This window comes from Sandarakinorhabdus sp., from assembly GCF_051860625.1.
In the GTDB taxonomy this organism is placed as follows: Bacteria; Pseudomonadota; Alphaproteobacteria; order Sphingomonadales; family Sphingomonadaceae; genus Sandarakinorhabdus.
This window is the reverse complement of sequence record NZ_JBHYDQ010000001.1, coordinates 90,176-111,838: the sequence shown is the minus strand read 5'-3', so window position 1 is coordinate 111,838 and position 21,663 is coordinate 90,176. Positions and strand designations below refer to the sequence as shown.

The following is a 21,663-nucleotide window of genomic DNA, read 5'->3' as shown; positions in this document are numbered from 1 at the left end:
GCCATCGCCCGCCATGCCGAACATGACCGAGCGCCCCCTCGCAAACCTGCATCATGCCGCAAGCGGGCCGGCCTGTCAGCAATGAAGGCTGATCGTTGACGGGCCCCGCTTTGCCTGCCAGCCTTGGTGCGATGGATATTCCGGCAGAATATTATGGTCTGATCGAAGGCGGCATCACGCTGTTTGCAGTGCTGGCGTTTGCGGGCTGGCAGTTGTGGACTTTGCGCGAAAAGCCGGGGGACAAGGCGGACAAGGATGACGGGGCGGGTGGCTGAGCCGCCCGGCCAGCCCGCCGGGTTTTGACGGTGTTGACGATTCCGGCGGGATTAGGCGTTGATTTCGCTGCTATTCTCATTTTTTGCGGGCGTTGGTGCGGGTGCTGACGGTGGAATGGGCCGCGCCAGCATAACCACATTCGGGCCGTGTAGGACAGGTCGCCGCACCGCGCGAAATCGAATGCCTTCGGGACAAGACGGATGAGGGTTCGATAGGGGCATGGAGGGTCTCGCGAGCAAGCAACAGCTTGTTTCGCCGGTAATTGACAGGTAGCCGGTTGGTGATTTGGAGGGATGATGGCACGCCGGCCTGCCAACAAGATTGATTTCACGGAGATCGCCGCAGACATTGCAGCCACGTGCAATGGCCAAGAGGCCAGCATGTATCCGCGCCTGTTTCAGTTGTTCGTCCATTTCCTGGGCTATCGCGGCAATCAGGTGCTCGTCGATACAGCGGGTGATGCTGGCCGGCCGGATGTAACCTGCCGAGCCCCCAGCGGCCTGACATTGGCTAACGGCCGCTCCCATGAGGTTGATTGGATCGTGGTCGAGGCCAAGGACGGCCGAACCAATCTGGCCAACCGTTCGGTCCGTGAAGCCCTGTTTGCCGAAAAATCGAAATATATCACGCCCAACACCGCCTGGTTCGTGATGGTCAACCCGTCGTTGTTCATCGCCCGCCCGGTGATGAGCGGCGTGGCCGACGACGCCAACGATATCGAGTTCGCCCTTCACAGCGAAAACGAAGCGGCATTTCGGCTCAAGTTCGCCGATCTCCACAGCGACAGGGCCGGAGTTCCCGAACGGCTGCGCCGCTTTCGCGAAGGCGATGTGTCGCTGATCGCGACCGAAAAGCTGATTGCTCCCGATGGTGCCACGCAGCGCACGATCAACCGGGTGCAACTTGCGCGCCGCAATTTCTACACGACCCTGCGGGACACCACCCGCACGCTGCAGCAGGCAACGTTGCAAACTCTGAAATCCGTGCAGGATGACGTGAAAGCGATTGCCGCCTTGGTGGCAGCGTTTGATGCCAGCTATGGCCCCTATACGTTCGATGCCCACAGCCTGACCATCAAGGGCAATCCCCGGCTGGAACAGCGCGGTTATGGCGCTGATGTTGCCCGGCTCAATCGGCGGCTCCGCAAGGCCGGCAGCATTGCCCGTCTGGCAATTGTCGGCTGGCCGCAATTCCGCGCCCGCATCAGCGTTAAGGATGATGGCGCCGGTGAAAATCAGGCGTTGGAGATGTTTGCCACCGAAACGGCCAATCTGGTGCTGGCCCGCATCCTGTTGATCCGTTTTTTTGAAGATCACGGCTTTTTCGGCGCTCATCGCTATGTCTGCAACGGCGGGGTTGCCGCCTTCCAGCAGTTGCGGACCATTTTCGAGCAGGGCTACACCCGCCTGCTCAAGCTCGCCTATGAAAAGGCGCAAGCGCTTTATGCGGCTGCTTTCGATGAAACCGAACTGGATTGGGTGTTCGATGCCCATGAAGAACGGCTGTCGGCGGCCATCGAATGGGCGATGTTCCAATTGTCCCGTTATGATTTCACCACGGTGAAAGGCGATATTCTCACCGGCATTTATGATCGTTTTCTGGATCGGGATCAGCGCAAGAAATATGGCGAATATTTCACTCCACCCAGCATTGCGCGCTATATCGTGGACCGGCTGGATTTGCACGAGACGGACCGTTTTCTCGATCCCGCCTGCGGCAGCGGCACCTTCCTCATCGAGCGCTATCAGCAGGCGGCCGGTGACGATGTGGATCGCGGCATCGGCAGCTACCCGCAAGCGGTTGCGGCGCTGGAACGGCTGGCCGGCAATGATCTCAACACATTTTCGGCGGTGCTCGCGCAGATTCAGTTGCTGTGGCACATTTTGCCGTTCCGGGAGGAATTGCTGGCGGCCGAGGATTTTCCGGACATTCCGATTTCGGAAAAGGCCAGCAGCATCGTTTCCCATGATGCCGGGCAGGCGCTGCCCGGCCGCTGGGCGGAACTGGATCAACTGGATTATGGCGGCGTTGGCGGCAATCCGCCCTATGTCCGCCCCGAACGCGGCGGCGAGGTGAGCCAGGCGACACGCCAATATTTCGAACAGAATCGCGATTTCATCGGCGGCGGAAAAACCTGGCCGGGCATTTCGGCCGAAGCCAATCTCTATGCACTGTTCATCTATCGCGCGCTCACCGATTGGTGTCGGCAACCCAATCGCTGGGGCGAGCGCGCGGGGCGCATGGGCTATGTCGTGCCTCTGGCGCTCTGCGGCACCAACGAGAATGCTGCGCTGCGTCGGCTGTTGGCGCCCGATGGCCGCTGGACCATAACCGAGATCGTTGATCTGGAAGTGATCTGGCGACATGTCTTCGACGCCGATGTGCTGCCGATGCTGCTGATCGTGGAGGCTCGGCCACCACGTCTGCCCATTGCACCGGAACTGCTCAGCCAGGCGACGCCGTTGCCCGCCGATCCGGTGCGGCGATTGCAGGTGCGGGCGGCGAGGTTGCAGCCGTGGCTGGAGGCGCGAGCTGCGTCCGCGACTCCGGCCCGGCAAGCCCAGTGGCAGACGATGGCGGCGCGCAACCGTGCACGATGGGAACCAGATCGTGTCACCATCCGGCTTGCTGACAAGAGCATCATCGATTTCCACGAAGGCGGCAAACGGCCGACATTCCGCATTGCCGACGCGCCAACGGTGACGGCAGACTATGCCGATATCTTCACGCCCGATGGCCGCATCATGACGCGGTTGACTCCGGCGCGGCAGGCAATTTTGGCCAAATTGCACGCCAACGACACACTGGCGTCAGCATTTCAGACTTACTGGTACAAGAGTTCTGGTGCCGATAGGGGGGCAACGTCTTTGAGCGAGCCATTGCGGGACAAAGACCGTTGGGAACGCCGCGAAATGGTTTCGCGCGGTGTCGTGTTTGCTGGACGAAAGGAGTACGTACTTAAGGGCAGTGGTCATACTATTTTCAAGGCTGAGAACATCCTAACAGGCGAAATCTATGGGGCCGCACAGGATTCGGGAGTAAATATCAGGGCAGCTCGGAACCGATACCTGTTCGAATTCATGGATATTTTGCCAGAACGAATGTGGGCGGTTGCTCGTATAAGCACGTGTCCAAATGCCGCTTCGTTTGATCCAAGGGTTATTGCCTTCACCGATACTGCGACTGTTTTTGCTCCACGGCTTGATCTTATCGCAGTGCCGTTTGATATTTTGTTTGTTTCAAGGATTTATCGATATTTTTACGTGCTGATGGGGCGCATGTCTTATCTGAATTTGATGCGTGGTGACGTCTATCCCACAAATCTCCGACTGTTGCCTTGGAACGAAACATTGGCGCTGGCCGCGCAGCCGCTGGAAGCCTTGCGCGCCGATTTCAATGCCGCCTGTGCCGATGCGCTGCACACGCAGACGCAGATGTTTTCCGAACTGGATCGGCTGCCGCTGCTTGCCCTGCGCGATGCGGTGCGCAGCGCGCAGGGCAAGATCGAATGGTCCGAAAGCTTTCGGCGCGGCGCGGAAAAGATCGAGATCAGCCGGGCGCTGTCGCTCAACCAGGGCCAGCTTGGCTGGCATCTGCAAGTGTCTGATCAGCTTTATGATTATCTCGACATCAGCGACGAAGCCACGGCGCGCGGCCTGCTCACCGCGCTGCGTGCGCGGCCGGGGGTTGGCGTTGACCGCGAAGAGCTGCTGGGCATGGCCATCCCGCCCGATGCTGGCGTGCGGGCCGCGTATGAAGCGATCGTTGCCCGCTTCAACGGCAGCGATCATCAGGCAGCCATCGAAGCACAGGTGGACCGCATTGACGCGCTTGTCGGGCCGGCGCTGGGCCTGGATGCCGATGATCTGGCAGCCATCCGGCACGACATGCTGACTGACCCGTTCCTGAAACAGATCGTGCCGCGCTGGCCGGGCAGCAGCACCCGCCTGCACGGCTATCGTACCGGGCTCGACAGTTCGCAGCGTTACGCCTGATCGGGCAAAAAGCCTGTGGATATGTTCGGCAAGCCGCTTTCATGGTGGTTCACACGTCTGGTATCGGTAGCGTGTGGAAGTGCAGCAAGATCTTTTCGGTGAAGAGCCGCAACCGCAGCGTGTCCCCGCCCCGCAGCGTCTGCCGCTGACGGCGGACGATGTCCGCAACCAGATGATCGCGCTTATTGCGCAGCTTCGGGAATCCGACGTAATCCCGTTCGAAGCCGCAGTGATGAAGAAGCATATCGCCATGTTCCCGATCATGGCGCAGTGGCTTGACCCGGAAGAAGGCCGGCAGTTGGAACTGGCCTTCGGGGCGGAAGTAGAACGACTGACCAGGGCGGCCTAGCCCTTCACAGCTTGCATCAGACTTTTCTGGGCATTCGCCACGGCAGCATCCACTGCACCGCTCCCGTCGCAAACCGGTTCATGTTCAGCGATTCATGCACGGCCACGACATCTTCGCCCCACAGGCGGGTGGCGAGGGCGGTGCGGCTGTAGAAGGGGGTGTCTTCCCAGGTGGCGCGGACCCTTGCCGTATATCCCGCGTCGGCGCGGGTGAAGCGGTCGAGGCGCCAGAGGGTTTTGGGGAGGACGACGCGGGCGGGCATTTCCATGACTTCGGCCTGGCCATCGGGGCCGATTTTCAGGGCCATGCCGAAATCGGTGCCGCCTTTCAGCTGGCCTTCGTACATCACGGCGGTGGAGCCATCGGCGAGGTGGGCGCGGCTCCATTGCCAATCGGCGAAACCGTCTTCCAGCGGCTCGCTGCCGTGGTTGGCATCGAGATAGCCGGTACCGGACCAGCTGATTTTCGGATTGGTGCAGGTCAACTCCACCCGCGCGCAGGGGCCGAGCGGTTCCCAGACGTGGCGGCCGGAGGGATCGAGGCGGAAGCGGCGTTGGCCGAAGACCATTGGCGTGACGCGCACCTGGCCGCGCACGGGCAGCGGCAGCACGGCGCTTTCTTCCTCGATATCGATCACCAATGTCTGCCCGTCCCAGCGGACCTGGCTGGGGCCGATGCGCAGCGTGGCGGTGTCGCGGAATAGGGCGCCGGCGCCCCGCTCCGTCATCGCCCAGCGGCGGGTGCGGCCGCCGTAGAGCGCGACGTTCAGCGACACATGATCTTCCGGGGCGTCGCGGCCGGCGGCCTTGTAATAGGGGGAGAAGACCGAGCCGATGAAGGCGATGATGGTCAGCCCATATTGTCCGCAGTCGCTTTCGGCGTCGACATACCACCAGCGGTAGCCGTTGGGTGGAACGTCCTGATCAAACCGCGGGCCTTGAGGATCGCTGCGCTCGCCAAGCGGCCGGACAAGGCCGCCATCGGCACGCCCGCTCCGGGATGCGCCGAGCCACTCGCCACCCAGAGCCCGGGCAGCTTCGTCTTGCTGCCAGGCCGGCGGAAGCTGGCCTGCCACCCGTGCGAGGCCCGACCATAAAGGGCCCCACCGCTCGAAGGGAAAAGCGCCTCGAACATCGCCGGGCCGACTGGCACCGTTGCTGTCGGCCGCAGGATCAGCCCGCACCTTGCCAGCACCGCCAGGGTCGATGTCTGACATTGGGCCATCTCCTCTTCATTTGGTGGGCGCATATCGCCAGTTGCCGGCGCATTGACAATCAACTGGAAGCGTTCCGGGCCCCCCGAAAGCCCGTGAATACCGCGATCCTGGGCACAAACATAGATGCTGGGTTCGGCCGGCAGGCGCTGGTCACCAAATATTTGCCGGAACTCGGCAGCATAATCGGTGGAGAAGAAGACATTGTGGCGATCGAGATCGAAACCGCTGGCATCGGCGGTCATCATGGTGACCAGCGCCGACAGCGAGCGATCGCGGGGTTTCACGCCGGTGACGGCATGGGCGGCGGCCGGGCCGAACTTGCCATCGGCCAGCGCGGAAATGTCGCCGTTGGAGAGGATGTCGTTGGCGAGGATGTCTTCGCCGCTGGCGAGTTTCACGCCGGCGGCGCGGCCACCCCGGACCAGAATCTCGGACACGTGCGCGTTGTAGTGGAATTGCACGCCCAGCCGCTGTGCCAGCGCCGCCAGCTGGCGCGCGACCTCGTGCATGCCGCCATCGACGAGCCAGACGCCGCGTGCCTCCAGATGGGCGATCAGCATCAGCGTGGCGCTGGCCTGGAAGGGATCGGCGCCGGTGTAGGTGGCATAGCGGCCATAAAGCTGGTGCAGGCGCGGATCGCGGAAATAGCTGCCGAGCGCTTTCCAGAGGGTCTGGAACGGGTTGATGGCGAACATTTCGTGCAGGTGGAACGGCGCGTATTTCAGGGTGAGTCCGATGGGGTTCATCGCCGGGCTTTCCATGAAGCGGGTTTCCAGCGCGTTCCAGATGCGCGCGGCTTCGCGTTGGAAGCGTTCCCAGCCTTCGGCCTCGCTGGGGCCGGCGAACTGAGCCACGGCATCGCGGCTGCGGGCGTGATCGCCCCACAGATCGAGCGCGCTGCCATCCTGCCAGGCGTGGCGGGCGAGGCGTGTCGATTTCACCAGGGTGAGATGATCGTCGAGGTTGGCGCCGGCATCGGCGAAGATACGCTCGAACACCGGGCGATGGGTGAACACGGTGGGGCCGGCATCGACCGCGACGCCTGCCACATCGACGGTGCGCAATTTGCCGCCGGGGGCGGCCATGCGCTCCACCACGGTGACCGGGATCCCGCGCGCGGCGAGCAGCACGGCCGCGCTGAGGCCGCCCATGCCTGCACCGATGATGACAACGCCGTCAGGGCCTGCCAAAACGCTCTCCGATATCCACGGCGCGGTGGCGTGACTGCCATCCGCCCAACCCGACTGACGGCACAATGATTGACCCCTTGGGCCACACGTGTCCAGACCATTTGACAGCAGGGACCGCCTGAATGGCTGCTGATGAAGCTGCGGGTGGGTGGAAATTGCGTTGGCTTAATGCCCGCAACCGCGTGTTGATGAATCCGAAGTTTCAGCGCTTTGCGATGCGCAACCCGCTGTTTCGGCGCACGGCGCGGTACCATGCCAATGCGATGTTCGCGGTGATTACCGGTTTCGTGCAGACGAAGGCGCTGACGGCGGCGGTGGATGCCGGCGTGATCCGCACGCTGGCGCAGGGGCCGGCGAGCGCCGCGGACCTGGCGCAGGTGGCCGGGCTGCCGATTGATGCGATGCAGCGGCTGCTGGGGGCGGCCAGGGCGATTGATCTGGTGGAGCTGGCGGCGCCCGATCTGTGGGTGCTGGGGCAGCGCGGCGCGGCGCTGTCGTCCAACCAGGGCGCGCTGGCGATGATCGAGCATCACAAGATTTTCTATGATGATCTCGCCGATCCGCTGGCCATGCTGAGCGGCGGGCGCGGGCAGGGCAAGTTGGCGGCGTTCTGGACCTATGCGCCGGCGGCGGGGCAAGGGCTGCCGGCAGCGGCCGATGCGGCAAGCTGGCAGGGCGGCGGCGGCGCAGTGGCGCCCTATTCGGCGCTGATGGCGGCGAGCCAGCCGATGGTGGCCGAACAGGTGATCGATGCCTATCGGTTCGATCGCCACCAATGCATCATGGATGTCGGCGGGGGGCACGGGGCGTTCCTGGCCGAGGTGGCGGCGCGCCATCCGCGGCTGGCGATGAAATTGTTCGATCTGCCAGCGGTGGTGGAGGGGGCGAAGCCGAAACTGGCGGCGCGCGGCCTGTCCCATGTCGCTTTGCATGGCGGCAGTTTCCGTGACGATCCGCTGCCGCGCGGCGCCGATCTGATCAGCCTGGTGCGCATCTGCCATGATCATGACGATAGGGTGGTGCAGGCGCTGCTCGCCAAGGCCCATGCCGCGCTGCCGCCCGGTGGCCGGCTGATCATTGCCGAGCCGATGGCCGGGACAGCGGGCGCCGAAGTGATGGGGGACGCCTATTTCGGGCTTTATCTGTGGGCGATGGGATCGGGCCGGCCGCGTACGGCTGCGGATTATCTGGTGCTGCTCGCCAGCGCGGGATTCAGCACCGCCCGTGAAGTGTCGACCGCGCTGCCGATGGTGACGCGGCTGATCGTGGCGGAGCGGTGATTCAGAGGCGTTTGGAAGGGCCTGGCGAGACTCGCGGCCGGCGCGAATCGGAGAAAGTCCAACGCCGTCAAGCCCTAAAGTGGACCGGCAATGTCCAATTTTTTTCTTCCACAAGCGTCAAGCGCGCTTTACAGCCCGGATAGGCATTGGATAGATTGCCGCAGGTGGAGGGGGCCTGGCGGGTTGCGCTGCAGCCGGCCAGTCCTTCGTTGAGGGGCGTTTGAATGGATACATTGGCTGTTGTCGTGGAGGAGCCCGAGCGCGTCGCCCTGCGTCGCCTGGCGCTGGTTCCCCCCGACGCCGATGACGTGGTGGTGGCGGTGGATTATTCCGGCATCTCCATGGGCACCGAGAAATTGATGTACAACGGTACGATGCCGATGTTTCCGGGCATGGGCTATCCGTTGGTTCCCGGATATGAAGCCGTGGGAACGGTGATCGATGCGGGCGCCAACGCGCAGGCCATGATTGGCAAGACCGTGTTCGTGCCGGGTTCGTCGAAATTCGAAGGCGCGCGCGGGCTGTTCGGCGGCCAGGCGCGCCATGTCATCACCGGCGCGGCGCGCGTCATCCCGATGCCGGATGGCATGGGCGAACAGGCCGTGCTGATGAGCCTGGCCGCCACCGCGCAACATGCGGTGGTTGGCGGCGAAATGCCGGATCTGATCATCGGGCATGGCGTGCTCGGGCGCTTGTTGGCGCGGATCGCGCTGGCGGCCGGGGTGGAGCCGGTGGTTTGGGAAATCAACGACGCCCGCATGTCGGGTGCAGAAGGTTATCGGGTGATCAAGCCCGAGAGCGACGAGCGGCGCGATTACCGCTCGATCTACGACGCAAGCGGTGACCATCGCATTCTGGACCAGGCCGTCATGCACATGACGCGCGGTGGCGAGATCGTGCTGGCCGGCTTTTACAGCGAGCCGCTGTCGTTCAACTTCGCGCCTGCGTTCCGGCGTGAAGCGCGTATCCGCATCGCCACAGAGTTCCAGCCTGACGACCTCGCGACTTGTTTCGCGATGGTGGGCAGCGGTAGGCTGTCACTCGAGGGCCTTGTGACGCACCGGGTTCCCGCAGCCGACGCGCCAACTGAATATGGTCGCGCCTTTTCGGACCCCACCTGTCTCAAGATGGTCTTCGACTGGAGAAATATCGCATGAGCATCAACGCACTATTGGATCAGGTCGCCGCGCTTCGTGATGAGGCTGCTGTCGAACCGGACCCCGTTCACACTGGTGAAATCACCAAGGAAACCCAGATCATCGCCATTTATGGCAAGGGCGGTTCCGGCAAGAGCTTTGCGCTCGCCAACCTGTCCTACATGATGGCGCAGCAGGGCAAGCGCGTGCTGCTGATCGGTTGCGATCCCAAGAGCGACACCACCAGCCTGTTGTTTGGCGGCAAGGCGACGCCGACGATCATCGAGACTTCGTCCCGCAAGAAGCTTGCCGGCGAAGAATTGTCCATCGAGGATGTCTGCTTCCAGCGCGACGGCGTGTTCGCGATGGAACTGGGCGGGCCGGAAGTCGGCCGTGGCTGCGGCGGTCGCGGCATCATCCATGGCTTTGAAACCATAGAAAAATTGGGCTTCCATGATTGGGGCTTCGATTATGTGCTGCTCGATTTCCTGGGCGACGTGGTGTGCGGCGGCTTCGGCCTGCCGATCGCCCGCGACATGTGCCAGAAGGTGATCGTGGTCGGTTCGAACGATCTGCAATCGCTCTATGTTGCCAACAATGTCTGCAAGGCGGTCGAGTATTTCCGCAAGATGGGCGGCAATGTCGGGGTGGCCGGCATCCTGATCAACAAGGATGACGGCAGCGGCGAAGCGCAGGCCTTTGCCGAAGCGGTTGGCATTCCGGTGCTGGTCAGCATCCCCGCACACGACGATATCCGCAAGAAATCGGCCAATTATCAGATCATCGGCACGCCCGACAGCCAGTGGGGCCCGTTGTTTGCCCAGCTTGCCGAAAATGTCGAAACCGCGCCGCCGGTGCGGCCGAAACCACTCGATCAGGATGGCCTGCTGGCGCTGTTCAAGCCCGAAGATACTGGCGGCAACTTCACGCTGAAGCCGGCAACCCAGGCCGACATGCGCGGCGGCGTCTTCGAGACGAAGCCGAGCCTGGAAGTGGTGTACGACAATGTCTGAGGATCTTGTCACCGCTGCCCCGGAGGGCGCCCCACCCCTTGAAGGCGCCGGCTGCCACGCCGGGGCCGACACGATGCGCGACGCGGCGGCCAAGGCCGGCAAGACCGAGGTGCTCGACCGTTATGCGGCCGATTACCCCAAGGGTCCGCATGATCAGCCGCAGTCCATGTGCCCGGCGTTCGGCTCGTTGCGGGTCGGCCTGCGCATGCGCCGCACGGCCACGATCCTGTCCGGCTCGGCCTGCTGCGTCTATGGCCTCACCTTCACCTCGCACTTCTATGGGGCGCGGCGCACGGTTGGGTATGTGCCGTTCAATTCGGAAACGCTGGTCACCGGCAAATTGTTCGAGGACATTCGCGAGGCCGTCCACGACATGGCCGACCCGGCGCTGTACGATACCATCGTGGTGACCAATTTGTGCGTGCCGACGGCGTCGGGCGTGCCGTTGCAGTTGTTGCCCAATGCCATCAACGGCGTGCGCATCATCGGCATCGATGTGCCGGGTTTCGGGGTGCCGACCCATGCCGAAGCCAAGGATGTGCTGGCCGGCGCCATGCTGAAATATGCGCGTGAGGAAATCATGGCCGGCCCGGTCGCGGCGCCGGCCGTGATGCCCGACAAGCCGACCGTGACCCTGCTGGGTGAGATGTTCCCGGCCGATCCGGTGGGGATCTCGATGATGCTGGAGCCGATGGGCCTCACCACCGGTCCCGTCGTGCCAACGCGCGAATGGCGTGAGCTTTATGCTGCGCTGGCTTCGCCGGTGGTGGCGGCAATCCACCCGTTCTACACGGCGGCCGTCCGCGAATTCGAAGCGGCCGGGCGCACGATCGTGGGTTCGGCGCCGGTCGGCCGTGACGGTACCGCGGCCTGGCTGGCGGCCATCGGCGACGCCTTCGGCCTGTCGGCCGACAAGGTGGCCGCCGCGCAGAACAAGTGGCTGCCCGCCATTGTCGGCGCGCTGTCGGCCAAGCCGATCAAGGGGCGCATCACCGTTTCGGGCTATGAAGGTTCCGAACTGCTGGTGGCACGGCTGCTGATCGAAAGCGGCGCCGATGTGCCCTATGTCGGCACCGCCTGCCCGCGCACCAGATGGTCTGATCCGGATCGCGAGTGGCTGGAAGCCAAGGGCACGCGCATCCAGTATCGTGCCAGCCTGGAGCAGGACATTGCCGCGGTCGAGGAATATGGCCCCGATCTGGCCATCGGCACGACGCCGGTGGTGCAGCATGCCAAGACCAAGGCGACGCCTGGCCTGTATTTCACCAACCTGATCTCCGCCCGCCCGTTGATGGGTCCGGCGGGTGCCGGCAGCCTGGCGCAGGTCATCAATGCCGCGCTCGGCAACAAGAGCCGGTTCGACATGATGAAGGGCTTTTTCAACGGCGTTGGCGAAGGCCATGCCGCCGGCATCTGGGAAGATGTTCCGGTGGACCGGCCGGAGTTCAAGAAGAAGTTCGCTGGCAAGATGATCGCCGCCGCCAAGGCGAGCGAAGCGATCGGGAACTGAGCCATGTTGGTATTGGACCATGATCGGGCAGGCGGCTATTGGGGTGCAGTGTACAGCTTCACCTCGGTGAAGGGCCTGCAAGTCGTCATCGATGGCCCGGTGGGGTGTGAGAACCTCCCCGTCACCTCGGTGCTGCATTATACCGACGGCCTGCCGCCGCACGAGCTGCCCATCGTCGTCACCGGCCTTGCCGAGGAAGAACTCGGCAAGACCGGTACCGAAGGCGCCATGAAGCGGGCGTGGAAGACGCTGGATCCAACGCTGCCGTCGGTGGTGGTGACCGGCTCCATCGCCGAGATGATCGGCGGCGGCGTGACACCGGAAGGCACCAGCATCGTGCGCTTCCTGCCGCGCACCATCGATGAGGATCAGTGGCAGTCTGCCGACCGGGCGCTGACCTGGCTGTGGAAGGAATTCGGGCCGAAGAAGATGCCGGCGCCCAAGGTGCGCAAGGAGGGCGAGAAGCCGCTCGTCAACATCATCGGGCCGCAATATGGCACCTTCAACATGCCATCCGACCTGGCGGAGATCCGCCGGCTGATCGAAGGCGTGGGCTGCGAAGTCAACATGGTGTTCCCGCTGGGCACGCACCTTGCCGACATCCGCCGGCTGGCCGACGCATCGGTGAACGTGTGCATGTACCGCGAATGGGGCCGCAACCTGTGCGAGACCCTCGAGCGGCCTTACCTGCAGGCGCCGATCGGATTGTCGAGCACCACCGCCTTCCTGCGCAAGCTGGGCGAGTTGACCGGGGTGGACCCGGAACCGTTCATCGAGAAGGAAAAGCACACCACCATCAAGCCCTTGTGGGACCTGTGGCGCAGCGTGACCCAGGATTTCTTTGCCACCGCCAGCTTTGGCATCGTGGCCACGGAAACCTATGCGCGTGGCATGAAGGTGTTCCTGGAAGACGATATGGGCATGCCCTGCGTGTTCGATTTCCAGCGCAATGCCGGCATCAAGCCCGACAACCAGGCCGTGCGCGAGGCGATCCGCACCTCCAGCCCGCTGATCGTGTTCGGCAGCTATAACGAGCGCATGTACATGGCAGAGGCCAACAGCCGCTCCATCTACATCAACGCCAGCTTCCCCGGCGCTGCCATCCGGCGCCACACCGGCACGCCGTTCATGGGCTATGCCGGGTGCACCTGGATCGTGCAGGAAGTCTGCAACGCGCTGTTCGATGCGCTGTTCTTCATCCTGCCGCTGTCCACGATGATGGACAAGGCGGATGCCACGCCATCGAAGCTGCTGGAAGCGGTGATGTGGGAAGACGATGCCCGGTCGGCGCTCGACAGGCTGGTGGACAAGGAACCGGTGCTGGTGCGAATCTCTGCGGCCAAGCGTTTGCGGGACGCGGCGGAGCGTGCGACCCGCGACGCAGGTGAGAAAATCGTAACAATCGACCGGCTACATGCTGCCGCGCGACTTTATGAAGCACAAGCGGCGTGAATCGGGCCATGTTCCCCTTTTCAAACCATTACAAACTTGCCATGGTTGGCAGAGACGGAATTGGCCTTGCGGGGGGTTCCCCAACAGGTCTCAAATACTTTGCGGTGGAATCATCCTACGCCGCAAAGCCGCCGGTCGGGCGGGGCTATGACGGCCTCGTGCGGCGGAACCATCGGAGGAAAAGGCATGAGTGACAACAAGATTGGTCCAGGTACCTACCTGACCGACGCCGAAGCGAAGGAGTTCCACCGGGGCTTCGTCGTGTCGATGGCGTTCTTTGTGATCGTGGCGGTGATCGCCCACTGGTTGGTTTGGGTGTGGCGTCCTTGGCTGGGTTCGAAGCGCGCCTTCGCAGCCACGGAAATCCACCAGATCCAGCAAGCGGACGCTTCCGGCGCCGCTGCGCCCCGGGCTTAAGGAGCGACGACAATGTGGAAAATCTGGCAAACATTCAATCCGCAGCGCATCCTGACCGCCCTGGCCGTGTTCCTGTTCACGCTGGCGATCCTGATCCACTTCATCCTGCTGAGCACCGAACGCTACAACTGGCTCGATGGTGCAGAGCCGGCCGCTTCCGCAGCGGTGATCGAAGCCAATCAGGCCGCCTGACTCAGGTCAGGCAGCCCGACCGGCTGATTCTGTTGACGTGATGGGCGGGTTTGTCACAACGCCCGCCCATCCGTCTTCGGATAGATTGCCGATCGGTAATGTGCCGGCGTGAGTTGCAGGGTCGAGGAGGAGATGCGCCATGGCAGTGCTGAGTTTTGAACGTAAATATCGAGTACGAGGCGGCACGCTCATCGGCGGTGACCTCTTCGATTTCTGGGTCGGCCCCTTTTATGTCGGGTTCTTCGGAGTCACGACGCTGTTTTTTTCGGCGCTTGGTACATTCCTGATCCTGTATGGCGCCGCCATTGGTCCGACATGGAACCCCTGGTTGATCAACATCGCGCCACCGGACCTGAGCTACGGCCTGTCCCTGGCACCGATGAAGGAAGGTGGCATCTGGCAGATCGTGACAATCTGCGCGATCGGCGCTTTCGTCAGTTGGGCGCTGCGTGAAGTGGAAATCTGTCGCAAGCTGGGCATGGGCTATCATGTGCCCGCAGCGTACGGGATGGCCATCTTCGCCTATGTCACTCTCGTGGTGTTCCGCCCGCTGTTGATGGGCGCCTGGGGCCATGGTTTCCCCTATGGTATCTTCCCGCACCTCGATTGGGTGTCGAACACCGGCTATCAGTATCTGCATTTCCACTACAACCCGGCGCACATGCTGGCGGTGAGCTTCTTCTTCACCACCACGCTTGCGCTTGGCTTGCACGGCGCGCTGGTGCTGTCTGCGGTGAACCCGGCCAAGGGTGAAACCGTCAAGTCGCCGGAATATGAAGATACGTTCTTCCGCGATCTGATCGGCTATTCGGTCGGTACGCTGGGCATTCACCGTGTGGGCCTGTTGCTGGCGATGAACGCCGGTTTCTGGAGCGCGGTGTGCATCATCATCTCAGGTCCTTTCTGGTCGCGTGGCTGGCCGGAATGGTGGACCTGGTGGCTCAACCTGCCGATCTGGCGTTGAGGACGGACAAGCATCATGGCTTATCAAAACATCTTCACGCAGGTCCAACTCAGGGGTGAGTTGGAACCCGGTGTGCCGCTGGGCCCCAACAACGACAGTCGTTTCGGGCCGTTCGGTACCTCCTGGTTGATGGGCAAGCTGGGCGGTGCCCAGATCGGGCCTGTCTACCTTGGCACCCTCGGCGTTGCCTCGCTGCTCTGCGGCTTCATCGCCATCGAAATCATGGGCCTGAACATGGCCGCGTCGGTGAACTGGGATCCGATCCAGTTCGTGCGGCAGTTCTTCTGGCTGGCGCTGGAACCGCCGCCTGCCAAATATGGCTTCACGGCCAACGTGCCGCTGAATGAAGGCGGCTGGTGGATTGCCGCCGGCTTCTTCCTCACGGCTTCCATCCTGTTGTGGTGGGCCCGCACCTATGTGCGCGCCAAGGAACTCGGCATGGGCACGCATGTGGCCTGGGCGTTCGGTTCGGCGATCTGGCTGTATCTCGTGCTTGGGTTCATCCGCCCGATGATGATGGGCAGCTGGGCCGAAGCCGTGCCGTTCGGCATCTTCCCGCACCTCGATTGGACGGCGGCCTTCTCGATCCGCTACGGCAATCTGTTCTACAATCCGTTTCATGCCCTCAGCATCGTCTTCCTTTATGGCTCGACCCTGCTGTTCGCCATGCACGGCGCCACAATTCTGGCCGTCGGCCGCTATGGCGGTGAGCGCGAAATCGAGCAGATCACCGACCGCGGTACCGCATCGGAGCGCGCGGCGCTGTTCTGGCGCTGGACCATGGGCTGGAACGCCACCATGGAATCCATCCACCGCTGGGCCTGGTGGTTCGCCGTGCTGACGACGCTTACCGGTGGCATCGGCATCCTTCTGACCGGTACGGTCGTCGACAATTGGTATCTCTGGGCTGTCCAGCACGGGTTTGCGCTGGAATATCCTGCGACCGGCGTCATCGATCCGGCCACGCTTCCGGGAGCACCGCAATGAACGCGCTGAACAAGCTTGTTGCCATCGCGCTGCCAGCGTTGCTGCTGGCGGGCTGCGAGTTCGGGCCCAAGGAACAGGAGCAGGTGGGCTATCGTGGCACCGCCCTCGTCCTGATCAGCGATCCGGACAGCAAGGCAAAGGTCGGTGAGATTCCGGCACCGCCGTACGAGCTGACGGCGGAGATGATCTCTGGCGACAAGTCGGGCACGGCCTATGAGAATGTTCAGGTGTTGGGCGATGTCTCGGTCGACGAGTTCAACTATCTGATGCAGGCAATGACCACCTGGGTGTCGCCCGATGGCAGCGACATTCCGGATGCCGGCTGCACTTATTGCCATAATCCGGAGAACATGGCGTCGGACGAAAAATACACCAAGGTCGTGGCGCGCAAGATGTTGCAGATGACGCGCAAGGTGAATGCCGAGTGGGTTCCGCACTTTGCTGGTCAGGAAAATGCCGGTGTGACCTGCTGGACGTGTCACCGCGGCAAGCCGGTGCCGACCTACAACTGGTCGACCGCTGTGCCTGATCCCGGCACGCTGACGGGCAACAAGCGTGGCGGCAACACCCCCGCGCAGACGGTGGCCTATGCCAGCCTCGCTTATGATCCGTTCACCGATTATCTGGCCGGCAAGGACAATATCCGGGTGGGTGGCAAGGCTTTCCCGACCAAGGCCAGCAATGCGTCGATCCAGAGCACGGAAAAAACCTACGGCCTCATGATGCACATGAGCCAGGGCCTGGGCGTCAATTGCAGCTTCTGCCACAACTCGAACAATTTCGCGAAGTGGGAAGACAGCCGGCCACAGCGTGTTGGTGCCTGGTATGGCATCCGCATGGTGCGGGATATCAACAACAACTATATCACGGCGCTGGGTGATATCTGGCCGGTCAATGGCAAGGGTCCCTATGGCAACCGCCGCGGTCCGCACGGCGATCCGCTCAAGGTGAACTGCACCACCTGCCACCAGGGTGTGAACAAGCCGCTGGGTGGCTACAAGATGCTGAAGGACTATCCGGCACTGAAGGGCAGCTATGATGCTGCGCCTGCGGCTGCGCCGGTGGTGGCTGCGGCACCGGTTGCTGCCCCGGCGGCAATGCCGGCGGAAACCGCCGCAGCGGCCAGCTTGCAAAAACCGGCAGCCTGATCAGGCAAAAGCCAAAACACGGGCCCGGCATCGCCACGATGCCGGGCCTTTTTTTTCATGCACGGCCTGTCGCACCCAATATTCCCAGCTTTGCCAACCCAGCACGCGTGGTAGCGTCTGCCATATCGTCCCTGGGGAGGGGCATCGCGTGGGAAAGGGCAAGATCATGGCTGAACGACTGGATGTGCTGATTGTCGGCGCCGGCTTTTCCGGCATGTACATGTTGCTGAAGTGCCGGCAGCAAGGCCTGAAGGTGCAGGTGGCGGAGGCTGGCAGCGGTGTCGGCGGCACCTGGTACTGGAACCGCTATCCGGGCGCCCGCGTCGATATCCAGAGCCTGGAATATAGCTTCGGCTTTGATGAGAAATTGGAGCGTGATTGGCGTTGGTCCGAACGCTATGCGCCCCAGCCCGAATTGCTCGCCTATGCCAATCATGTCGCCGAGCGTTTCGACCTCAGCCGCGACATCCGTTTCAACACGCGCGTCACCGCCGCACATTGGGATGCCGATGCAGACGGTTGGGATGTGACCCTGGACAGCGGTGAAACCCTGCCCGCCCGCTTCGTCGTGATGGCCACCGGCTGCCTGTCGGTGCCCACCGATGTCACCTTCCCCGGCATCGAGGACTATCAGGGCCAGATTTACCGGACCTCGCGCTGGCCGCACGGCGGCGTGGATTTCAGCGGACAGACCGTGGGCATCATTGGTACCGGCTCATCGGCGATCCAATCCATCCCGATCATCGCCGAACAGGCCTCGCACCTCACCGTCTTCCAGCGCACCCCCAATTATTCCATGCCGGCCCACAATGGCCCAATCCCCGAAGCCGATTTCCACGAATGGCTGGCCGACCCGCGCGCCTATCGCGCCCGATCGCGCCGCACCGTCGGCGGGTTCTGGAATGAAGCCCGGGAAGATTCCATCCTGATCCACACGGCGCCGGAAGAGATCACGGCGGAACTGGAGCGGCGCTGGGCGTGGGGCGGCTTCCGCATCCTGGGGGCCTTTGCCGATTCCGCCATCGATCCTGAAGCCAACCGGATGGTGCATGAATTCGTGGCCGGCAAGATCCGCGAACAGGTGAAGGATCCCAAGGTTGCCGACATGCTGACGCCCAAGGATCACCCGTTCGCCACCAAGCGCCCCTGCGTCGATACCGGCTATTACGCCACCTATAATCGCGACAATGTCAGTCTGGTCGATCTGCGCGCCGATCCGCTGGTTCGTTTCACGGCGACCGGCATCCAGACCCAGAACGCAGCCCATGATTTCGATGCGGTGGTGCTGGCGACCGGATTCGACGCGATGACCGGCGCCATCGAGCGCATCGACATTCGCGGCGTGGGCGGTGAAACCATCCAGGATCATTGGGCGGCCGGCCCGGAAACCTATCTCGGCCTGATGGTTGCCGGTTTCCCCAACATGTTCCTGATCACCGGCCCCGGCAGTCCTTCGGTGCTGACCAACATGATCAACAGCATCGAACAGCATGTGGAGTATGTCGCCGACATCATCGCCGCGCTGAACGCCAGCCAGGCCGGCCGCATCGAGGCCAGCCTGGAAGCCGAGAAGCTATGGACCGATCACTGCGACCAGACCGCGGCGATGACCCTGCTGCCGCAAGCCAATAGCTGGTACATGGGCGCCAACGTGCCCGGCAAACCGCGCCGATTCATGGCCTATGCCGGCGGGCTGCATCATTACACCGACACCTGCAACGCGGTGCGTGACAAGGGCTGGGAAGGCTTCGTGATCGCCCGCGGCGATCAGGTGTTGAGCGAATCGCGCGACTTCACCAGCTATCCGCCGCCGCCGGAAAACATGGCGCCGCATCTGGTTGAAATGGCGACGGGCCGGGTGGCAAAATGGCTGGAGGCCCACGGCCAGCCGGCGTGACCCGGCCCTAGGGTCGACCGCTTTCAAGTTGCAGCCACAAAGCTCCCTCCCTTCAAGGGAGGGCGAGAGACGAGCCGCAGGCGAGGCCCGGGGTGGGTGCAAAGTATGGCCACAGGCAGGATCACCCACCCCGCTCGGCTGGCGCCGAGTCGCCCTCCCTTGAAGGGAGGGAGCCGAGACGCTTCAACCAAACTGCAATCAACTCTAAGCGCGTGCGGCTCCGGCGCCAGCCCAGAGCCGCGCCACCACCGGCGCCAGGCCACGGTGATTGCCACGGTGAAAGGCGTTGTCGGCTGGCAGCTCAGCGGCGAGACGCCGGTGCGCTTCGCCCAGCGCATGATAGGGCAGGCCGGGCAGCAGATGGTGCAGCGCGTGATAACGCAGGCCGACCGGTGCCCACAGCACTGGCAACAGCGCCGGTGGCGGCACGTTCACGCTATCCAGATATTGCGCGGTGATGCTCATCTGGCTGCCATCATTTTCCCACAGATGGGCCGCCAGCGTCCGCACCTGGTTGATCACCATGCTGGCCGACAACACGCCAAGCCAGATCAGGAAGGCGCGCAGCGGGATTACATCAGTGGCGACACCAACCAGGATGGCGATGGCCAACAGCGACGTCGCCGCCTCCAGCAATTGCCAGCGCTGCCGGGCCGCGCCGGTAACCGGATCGCGGCGGAAATCCGGATTGATCGCCAGCGCCGAAAATTTCGCTTCGATCGTACGGCGCAGCCCAGGCACCAGCACCGACAGGGGCGCCAGCACAGCCCAGCGGGCAAACAACGCAATCGGCCCCAACGCCGACACAGCCACGAACAGCGGCAGGCTGTATTTTGGCTTCAGCGCCAGCGCCATATATTCCGGGTCGCGCACCGTGCCGTAGCGGTTGCGGGCATGATGCAGCGTGTGCACGCCTTCGTACATGAAGCTGGGGATCATCAGCGGGATGCCGGCGATCAGGTTCCACCCCAGCCGATAGCCGGGCACGCTATCGACCTTCATGTGGGTGATTTCATGAATGAAGCTGCCCAGGCGATAAATGCCGAGCACGGCGACCAGACCAAGCGCCAGTGCCGCCGCCAGCGGCAAGCCCGGCAGCAGCATCAACGCCGCCAGCGCGCCCCAGCCAACCAAAGCCGATGCCAGCGTATCGACCCAATAGACGACGGGCTTGTAGGCACCCAACTCGCGGCCGATCGTGGCCGCGCGCTGGATCATGGCTCGGTCTTCGACTGACGGATCGCGCACGACTTCGCCAGCCGCAATCCGCAGCGCTGCCGGTGGGCACGGCTCGACGGCGCGTGCCGCACTCACACTCATCAACGACGCATCAGCTCTCATGACACCCATATGGCAGCAGATTGCGTCCGGTTAAGGGCAGAAACCCGACATGGCCATGCCTGTTAATGCCGCAATTGCCGCGGGGCCGGCCGATCAGATCGTGCGGCTGACCACTTCCTTCATGATTTCGCTGGTGCCGCCATAGATGCGCGCCACGCGGGCGTCGCGCCACAGGCGGGCGATGGGATATTCGTTCATGTAGCCGGCGCCACCGTGCAGTTGCAGCGCTTCGTCACAGACGCGGCCCTGCAATTCGGTGTGCCACAATTTGGCGGCGCTGGCTTCGGCCGCGGTCAATTTGCCTTCGATCAGTTTTTGCAGGCCCCAATCGATATGCGCCCAACCGACCTGCAGTTCGGTTTTCAGCCCGGCCAGCACGAATTTGGTGTTCTGGAAATCCCACACCGTCTTGCCGAACGCCTTGCGATCCTTGACGAACTTCACCGCCTCATCAAAGGCGCGCTGGGCGCCGGCCTGGGCAGAGATGGCGATGGACAGGCGCTCCTGCGGCAACTGGCTCATCAGATAGATGAAGCCCATGTTCTCCTCGCCCAGACAATTGGTCATCGGCACGCGGACATCGTTGAAGAACAGTTCCGAGGTGTCGGCGCTGTTCTGGCCGATCTTGTCGAGGTTGCGGCCACGCGCGAAGCCTTCACGGTCGGCTTCGACCAGGATCAGCGAGGTGCCCTTGGCGCCCTTGTCCGGCTCGGTCTTGGCGACGACGATGATCAGATCGGCGTTCTGGCCGTTGGTGATGTAGGTTTTCGAGCCGTTGATGACATAGTGATTGCCATCCTTTTTCGCGGTGGTCTTCACGCCCTGCAAGTCGCTGCCCGCACCAGGCTCGGTCATGGCGATGGCGGTGATGATCTCTCCGGAAATCATCTTGGGCAGATATTTCTGCTTCTGCTCTTCCGACCCGTAGGCGATCAGATAATCGGCGATGATGTCCGACTGAAGCGTGATCCCGGCCGACGATCCAGCATAGGAAAGCTCCTCATCGACAATCGCGTTGTAGCGGAAATCGAGGCCGAGGCCGCCATATTGCTCTGGTACGCCGGGGCAGAGCAGCCCGGCATCGCCGCACGCGCGCCAGAAATTGCGATCGACCAGGCCCTCTTCCTCGTAACGGTCGAGATTGGGGATCAATTCCTTGTCGAACACCTTGCGCACCGTATCGCGGAACGCGGCTTCATCGGGGCCATAAACGCGGCGGTCGGCAGCTTCGAGCATTGTCATTCTCCGAACTGGTGATCGCCTACGTTATGTGGCCAATGGGGCGGGGCCGTCACCTGTC

General features: G+C 62.9%; 18 protein-coding genes. 14 read left to right on the top strand and 4 right to left on the bottom strand.

Annotated elements, in window-relative coordinates; translation table 11 throughout:
* Nucleotides 1-131: 131 nt before the first annotated feature.
* The 3 genes from ACTIEZ_RS00500 (at nt 132) to ACTIEZ_RS00490 (ending at nt 4,620) form a co-directional block, all read left to right on the top strand.
* Nucleotides 132-275 carry a hypothetical protein gene (locus ACTIEZ_RS00500; RefSeq protein ID WP_439544680.1) on the top strand — a complete coding sequence of 48 codons (144 nt, stop codon included), beginning with the start codon at nt 132-134 and terminating at the stop codon, nt 273-275.
* Between the two features lie 297 nt (nt 276-572).
* A complete protein-coding gene (locus ACTIEZ_RS00495; RefSeq protein ID WP_439544679.1) occupies nt 573-4,271 on the top strand; it encodes an N-6 DNA methylase in 3,699 nt (1,232 codons plus the stop codon).
* Between the two features lie 79 nt (nt 4,272-4,350).
* Nucleotides 4,351-4,620: a hypothetical protein gene (locus tag ACTIEZ_RS00490; RefSeq protein WP_439544678.1), complete on the top strand. Its 270-nt coding sequence runs from the start codon at nt 4,351-4,353 to the stop codon at nt 4,618-4,620.
* Nucleotides 4,621-4,636: 16 nt separating this feature from the next.
* Here the strand turns inward: ACTIEZ_RS00490 and ACTIEZ_RS00485 are convergent, their stop codons facing one another.
* Together ACTIEZ_RS00485 and crtD are read right to left on the bottom strand one after the other, a co-directional pair.
* Nucleotides 4,637-5,395: a hydratase gene (locus tag ACTIEZ_RS00485; protein ID WP_439544677.1), complete on the bottom strand. Its 759-nt coding sequence runs from the start codon at nt 5,393-5,395 to the stop codon at nt 4,637-4,639.
* Between the two features lie 74 nt (nt 5,396-5,469).
* Nucleotides 5,470-7,026, bottom strand: coding sequence for a 1-hydroxycarotenoid 3,4-desaturase CrtD (gene crtD / locus ACTIEZ_RS00480; RefSeq protein ID WP_439544676.1), 1,557 nt, complete (start codon nt 7,024-7,026; stop codon nt 5,470-5,472).
* Nucleotides 7,027-7,214: 188 nt separating this feature from the next.
* On the opposite strand from crtD, the gene ACTIEZ_RS00475 reads away from it, so the two are divergent.
* From ACTIEZ_RS00475 to ACTIEZ_RS00425, 11 genes are all read left to right on the top strand, one after another.
* A complete protein-coding gene (locus ACTIEZ_RS00475) occupies nt 7,215-8,306 on the top strand; it encodes a methyltransferase (protein WP_439544675.1) in 1,092 nt (363 codons plus the stop codon).
* 224 nt (nt 8,307-8,530) lie between these two features.
* Nucleotides 8,531-9,463 (top strand): chlorophyll synthesis pathway protein BchC, encoded by a 933-nt coding sequence (gene bchC, locus ACTIEZ_RS00470; RefSeq protein WP_439544674.1) that lies wholly within the window; start codon nt 8,531-8,533, stop codon nt 9,461-9,463.
* Nucleotides 9,460-10,455, top strand: coding sequence for a chlorophyllide a reductase iron protein subunit X (locus ACTIEZ_RS00465; RefSeq protein ID WP_439544673.1), 996 nt, complete (start codon nt 9,460-9,462; stop codon nt 10,453-10,455). The genes bchC and ACTIEZ_RS00465 overlap by 4 nt, the downstream gene beginning before the upstream one ends.
* Nucleotides 10,448-11,965, top strand: a complete 1,518-nt coding sequence (gene bchY, locus ACTIEZ_RS00460) for a chlorophyllide a reductase subunit Y (RefSeq protein ID WP_439544672.1) — start codon at nt 10,448-10,450, stop codon at nt 11,963-11,965. The genes ACTIEZ_RS00465 and bchY overlap by 8 nt, the downstream gene beginning before the upstream one ends.
* 3 nt (nt 11,966-11,968) lie before the next feature.
* Nucleotides 11,969-13,417, top strand: a complete 1,449-nt coding sequence (gene bchZ / locus ACTIEZ_RS00455) for a chlorophyllide a reductase subunit Z (RefSeq protein WP_439544671.1) — start codon at nt 11,969-11,971, stop codon at nt 13,415-13,417.
* Between the two features lie 186 nt (nt 13,418-13,603).
* On the top strand, nt 13,604-13,834 hold the full coding sequence (gene pufB, locus ACTIEZ_RS00450; protein WP_439544670.1) for a light-harvesting antenna LH1, beta subunit: 231 nt from the start codon (nt 13,604-13,606) through the stop codon (nt 13,832-13,834).
* A gap of 12 nt (nt 13,835-13,846) precedes the next feature.
* Nucleotides 13,847-14,026, top strand: a complete 180-nt coding sequence (pufA, locus tag ACTIEZ_RS00445; RefSeq protein ID WP_439544669.1) for a light-harvesting antenna LH1, alpha subunit — start codon at nt 13,847-13,849, stop codon at nt 14,024-14,026.
* A 139-nt stretch (nt 14,027-14,165) separates the two neighbouring features.
* Nucleotides 14,166-14,990 (top strand): photosynthetic reaction center subunit L, encoded by an 825-nt coding sequence (gene pufL, locus ACTIEZ_RS00440; RefSeq protein WP_439544668.1) that lies wholly within the window; start codon nt 14,166-14,168, stop codon nt 14,988-14,990.
* A 12-nt stretch (nt 14,991-15,002) separates the two neighbouring features.
* A complete protein-coding gene (gene pufM, locus ACTIEZ_RS00435) occupies nt 15,003-15,977 on the top strand; it encodes a photosynthetic reaction center subunit M (RefSeq protein WP_439545071.1) in 975 nt (324 codons plus the stop codon).
* Nucleotides 15,974-17,125, top strand: coding sequence for a photosynthetic reaction center cytochrome PufC (pufC, locus tag ACTIEZ_RS00430; protein WP_439544667.1), 1,152 nt, complete (start codon nt 15,974-15,976; stop codon nt 17,123-17,125). The genes pufM and pufC overlap by 4 nt, the downstream gene beginning before the upstream one ends.
* Before the next feature lie 166 nt (nt 17,126-17,291).
* A complete protein-coding gene (locus ACTIEZ_RS00425) occupies nt 17,292-19,022 on the top strand; it encodes a flavin-containing monooxygenase (RefSeq protein WP_439544666.1) in 1,731 nt (576 codons plus the stop codon).
* A 204-nt stretch (nt 19,023-19,226) separates the two neighbouring features.
* On the opposite strand, the gene ACTIEZ_RS00420 is transcribed toward ACTIEZ_RS00425, so the two are convergent.
* Nucleotides 19,227-20,342: a fatty acid desaturase family protein gene (locus tag ACTIEZ_RS00420; protein WP_439544665.1), complete on the bottom strand. Its 1,116-nt coding sequence runs from the start codon at nt 20,340-20,342 to the stop codon at nt 19,227-19,229.
* A 114-nt stretch (nt 20,343-20,456) separates the two neighbouring features.
* Complete coding sequence (locus ACTIEZ_RS00415) at nt 20,457-21,599, bottom strand: acyl-CoA dehydrogenase family protein (protein WP_439545070.1); 1,143 nt, start codon at nt 21,597-21,599, stop codon at nt 20,457-20,459.
* Nucleotides 21,600-21,663: the final 64 nt, after the last annotated feature.

Bases quoted from the DNA above. Each gene is read 5' to 3' on its own strand.
- bchY (WP_439544672.1), top strand. From the start codon at position 10,448: ATGTCTGAGGATCTTGTCACCGCTGCCCCGGAGGGCGCCCCACCCCTT.
- ACTIEZ_RS00420 (WP_439544665.1), bottom strand. From the start codon at position 20,342: ATGAGTGTGAGTGCGGCACGCGCCGTCGAGCCGTGCCCACCGGCAGCG.
- ACTIEZ_RS00500 (WP_439544680.1), top strand. From the start codon at position 132: ATGGATATTCCGGCAGAATATTATGGTCTGATCGAAGGCGGCATCACG.
- pufB (WP_439544670.1), top strand. From the start codon at position 13,604: ATGAGTGACAACAAGATTGGTCCAGGTACCTACCTGACCGACGCCGAA.
- pufA (WP_439544669.1), top strand. From the start codon at position 13,847: ATGTGGAAAATCTGGCAAACATTCAATCCGCAGCGCATCCTGACCGCC.
- bchC (WP_439544674.1), top strand. From the start codon at position 8,531: ATGGATACATTGGCTGTTGTCGTGGAGGAGCCCGAGCGCGTCGCCCTG.
- bchZ (WP_439544671.1), top strand. From the start codon at position 11,969: ATGTTGGTATTGGACCATGATCGGGCAGGCGGCTATTGGGGTGCAGTG.
- ACTIEZ_RS00425 (WP_439544666.1), top strand. From the start codon at position 17,292: ATGGCTGAACGACTGGATGTGCTGATTGTCGGCGCCGGCTTTTCCGGC.
- ACTIEZ_RS00475 (WP_439544675.1), top strand. From the start codon at position 7,215: ATGAATCCGAAGTTTCAGCGCTTTGCGATGCGCAACCCGCTGTTTCGG.
- ACTIEZ_RS00495 (WP_439544679.1), top strand. From the start codon at position 573: ATGGCACGCCGGCCTGCCAACAAGATTGATTTCACGGAGATCGCCGCA.
- pufC (WP_439544667.1), top strand. From the start codon at position 15,974: ATGAACGCGCTGAACAAGCTTGTTGCCATCGCGCTGCCAGCGTTGCTG.
- ACTIEZ_RS00465 (WP_439544673.1), top strand. From the start codon at position 9,460: ATGAGCATCAACGCACTATTGGATCAGGTCGCCGCGCTTCGTGATGAG.
- pufL (WP_439544668.1), top strand. From the start codon at position 14,166: ATGGCAGTGCTGAGTTTTGAACGTAAATATCGAGTACGAGGCGGCACG.
- ACTIEZ_RS00415 (WP_439545070.1), bottom strand. From the start codon at position 21,599: ATGCTCGAAGCTGCCGACCGCCGCGTTTATGGCCCCGATGAAGCCGCG.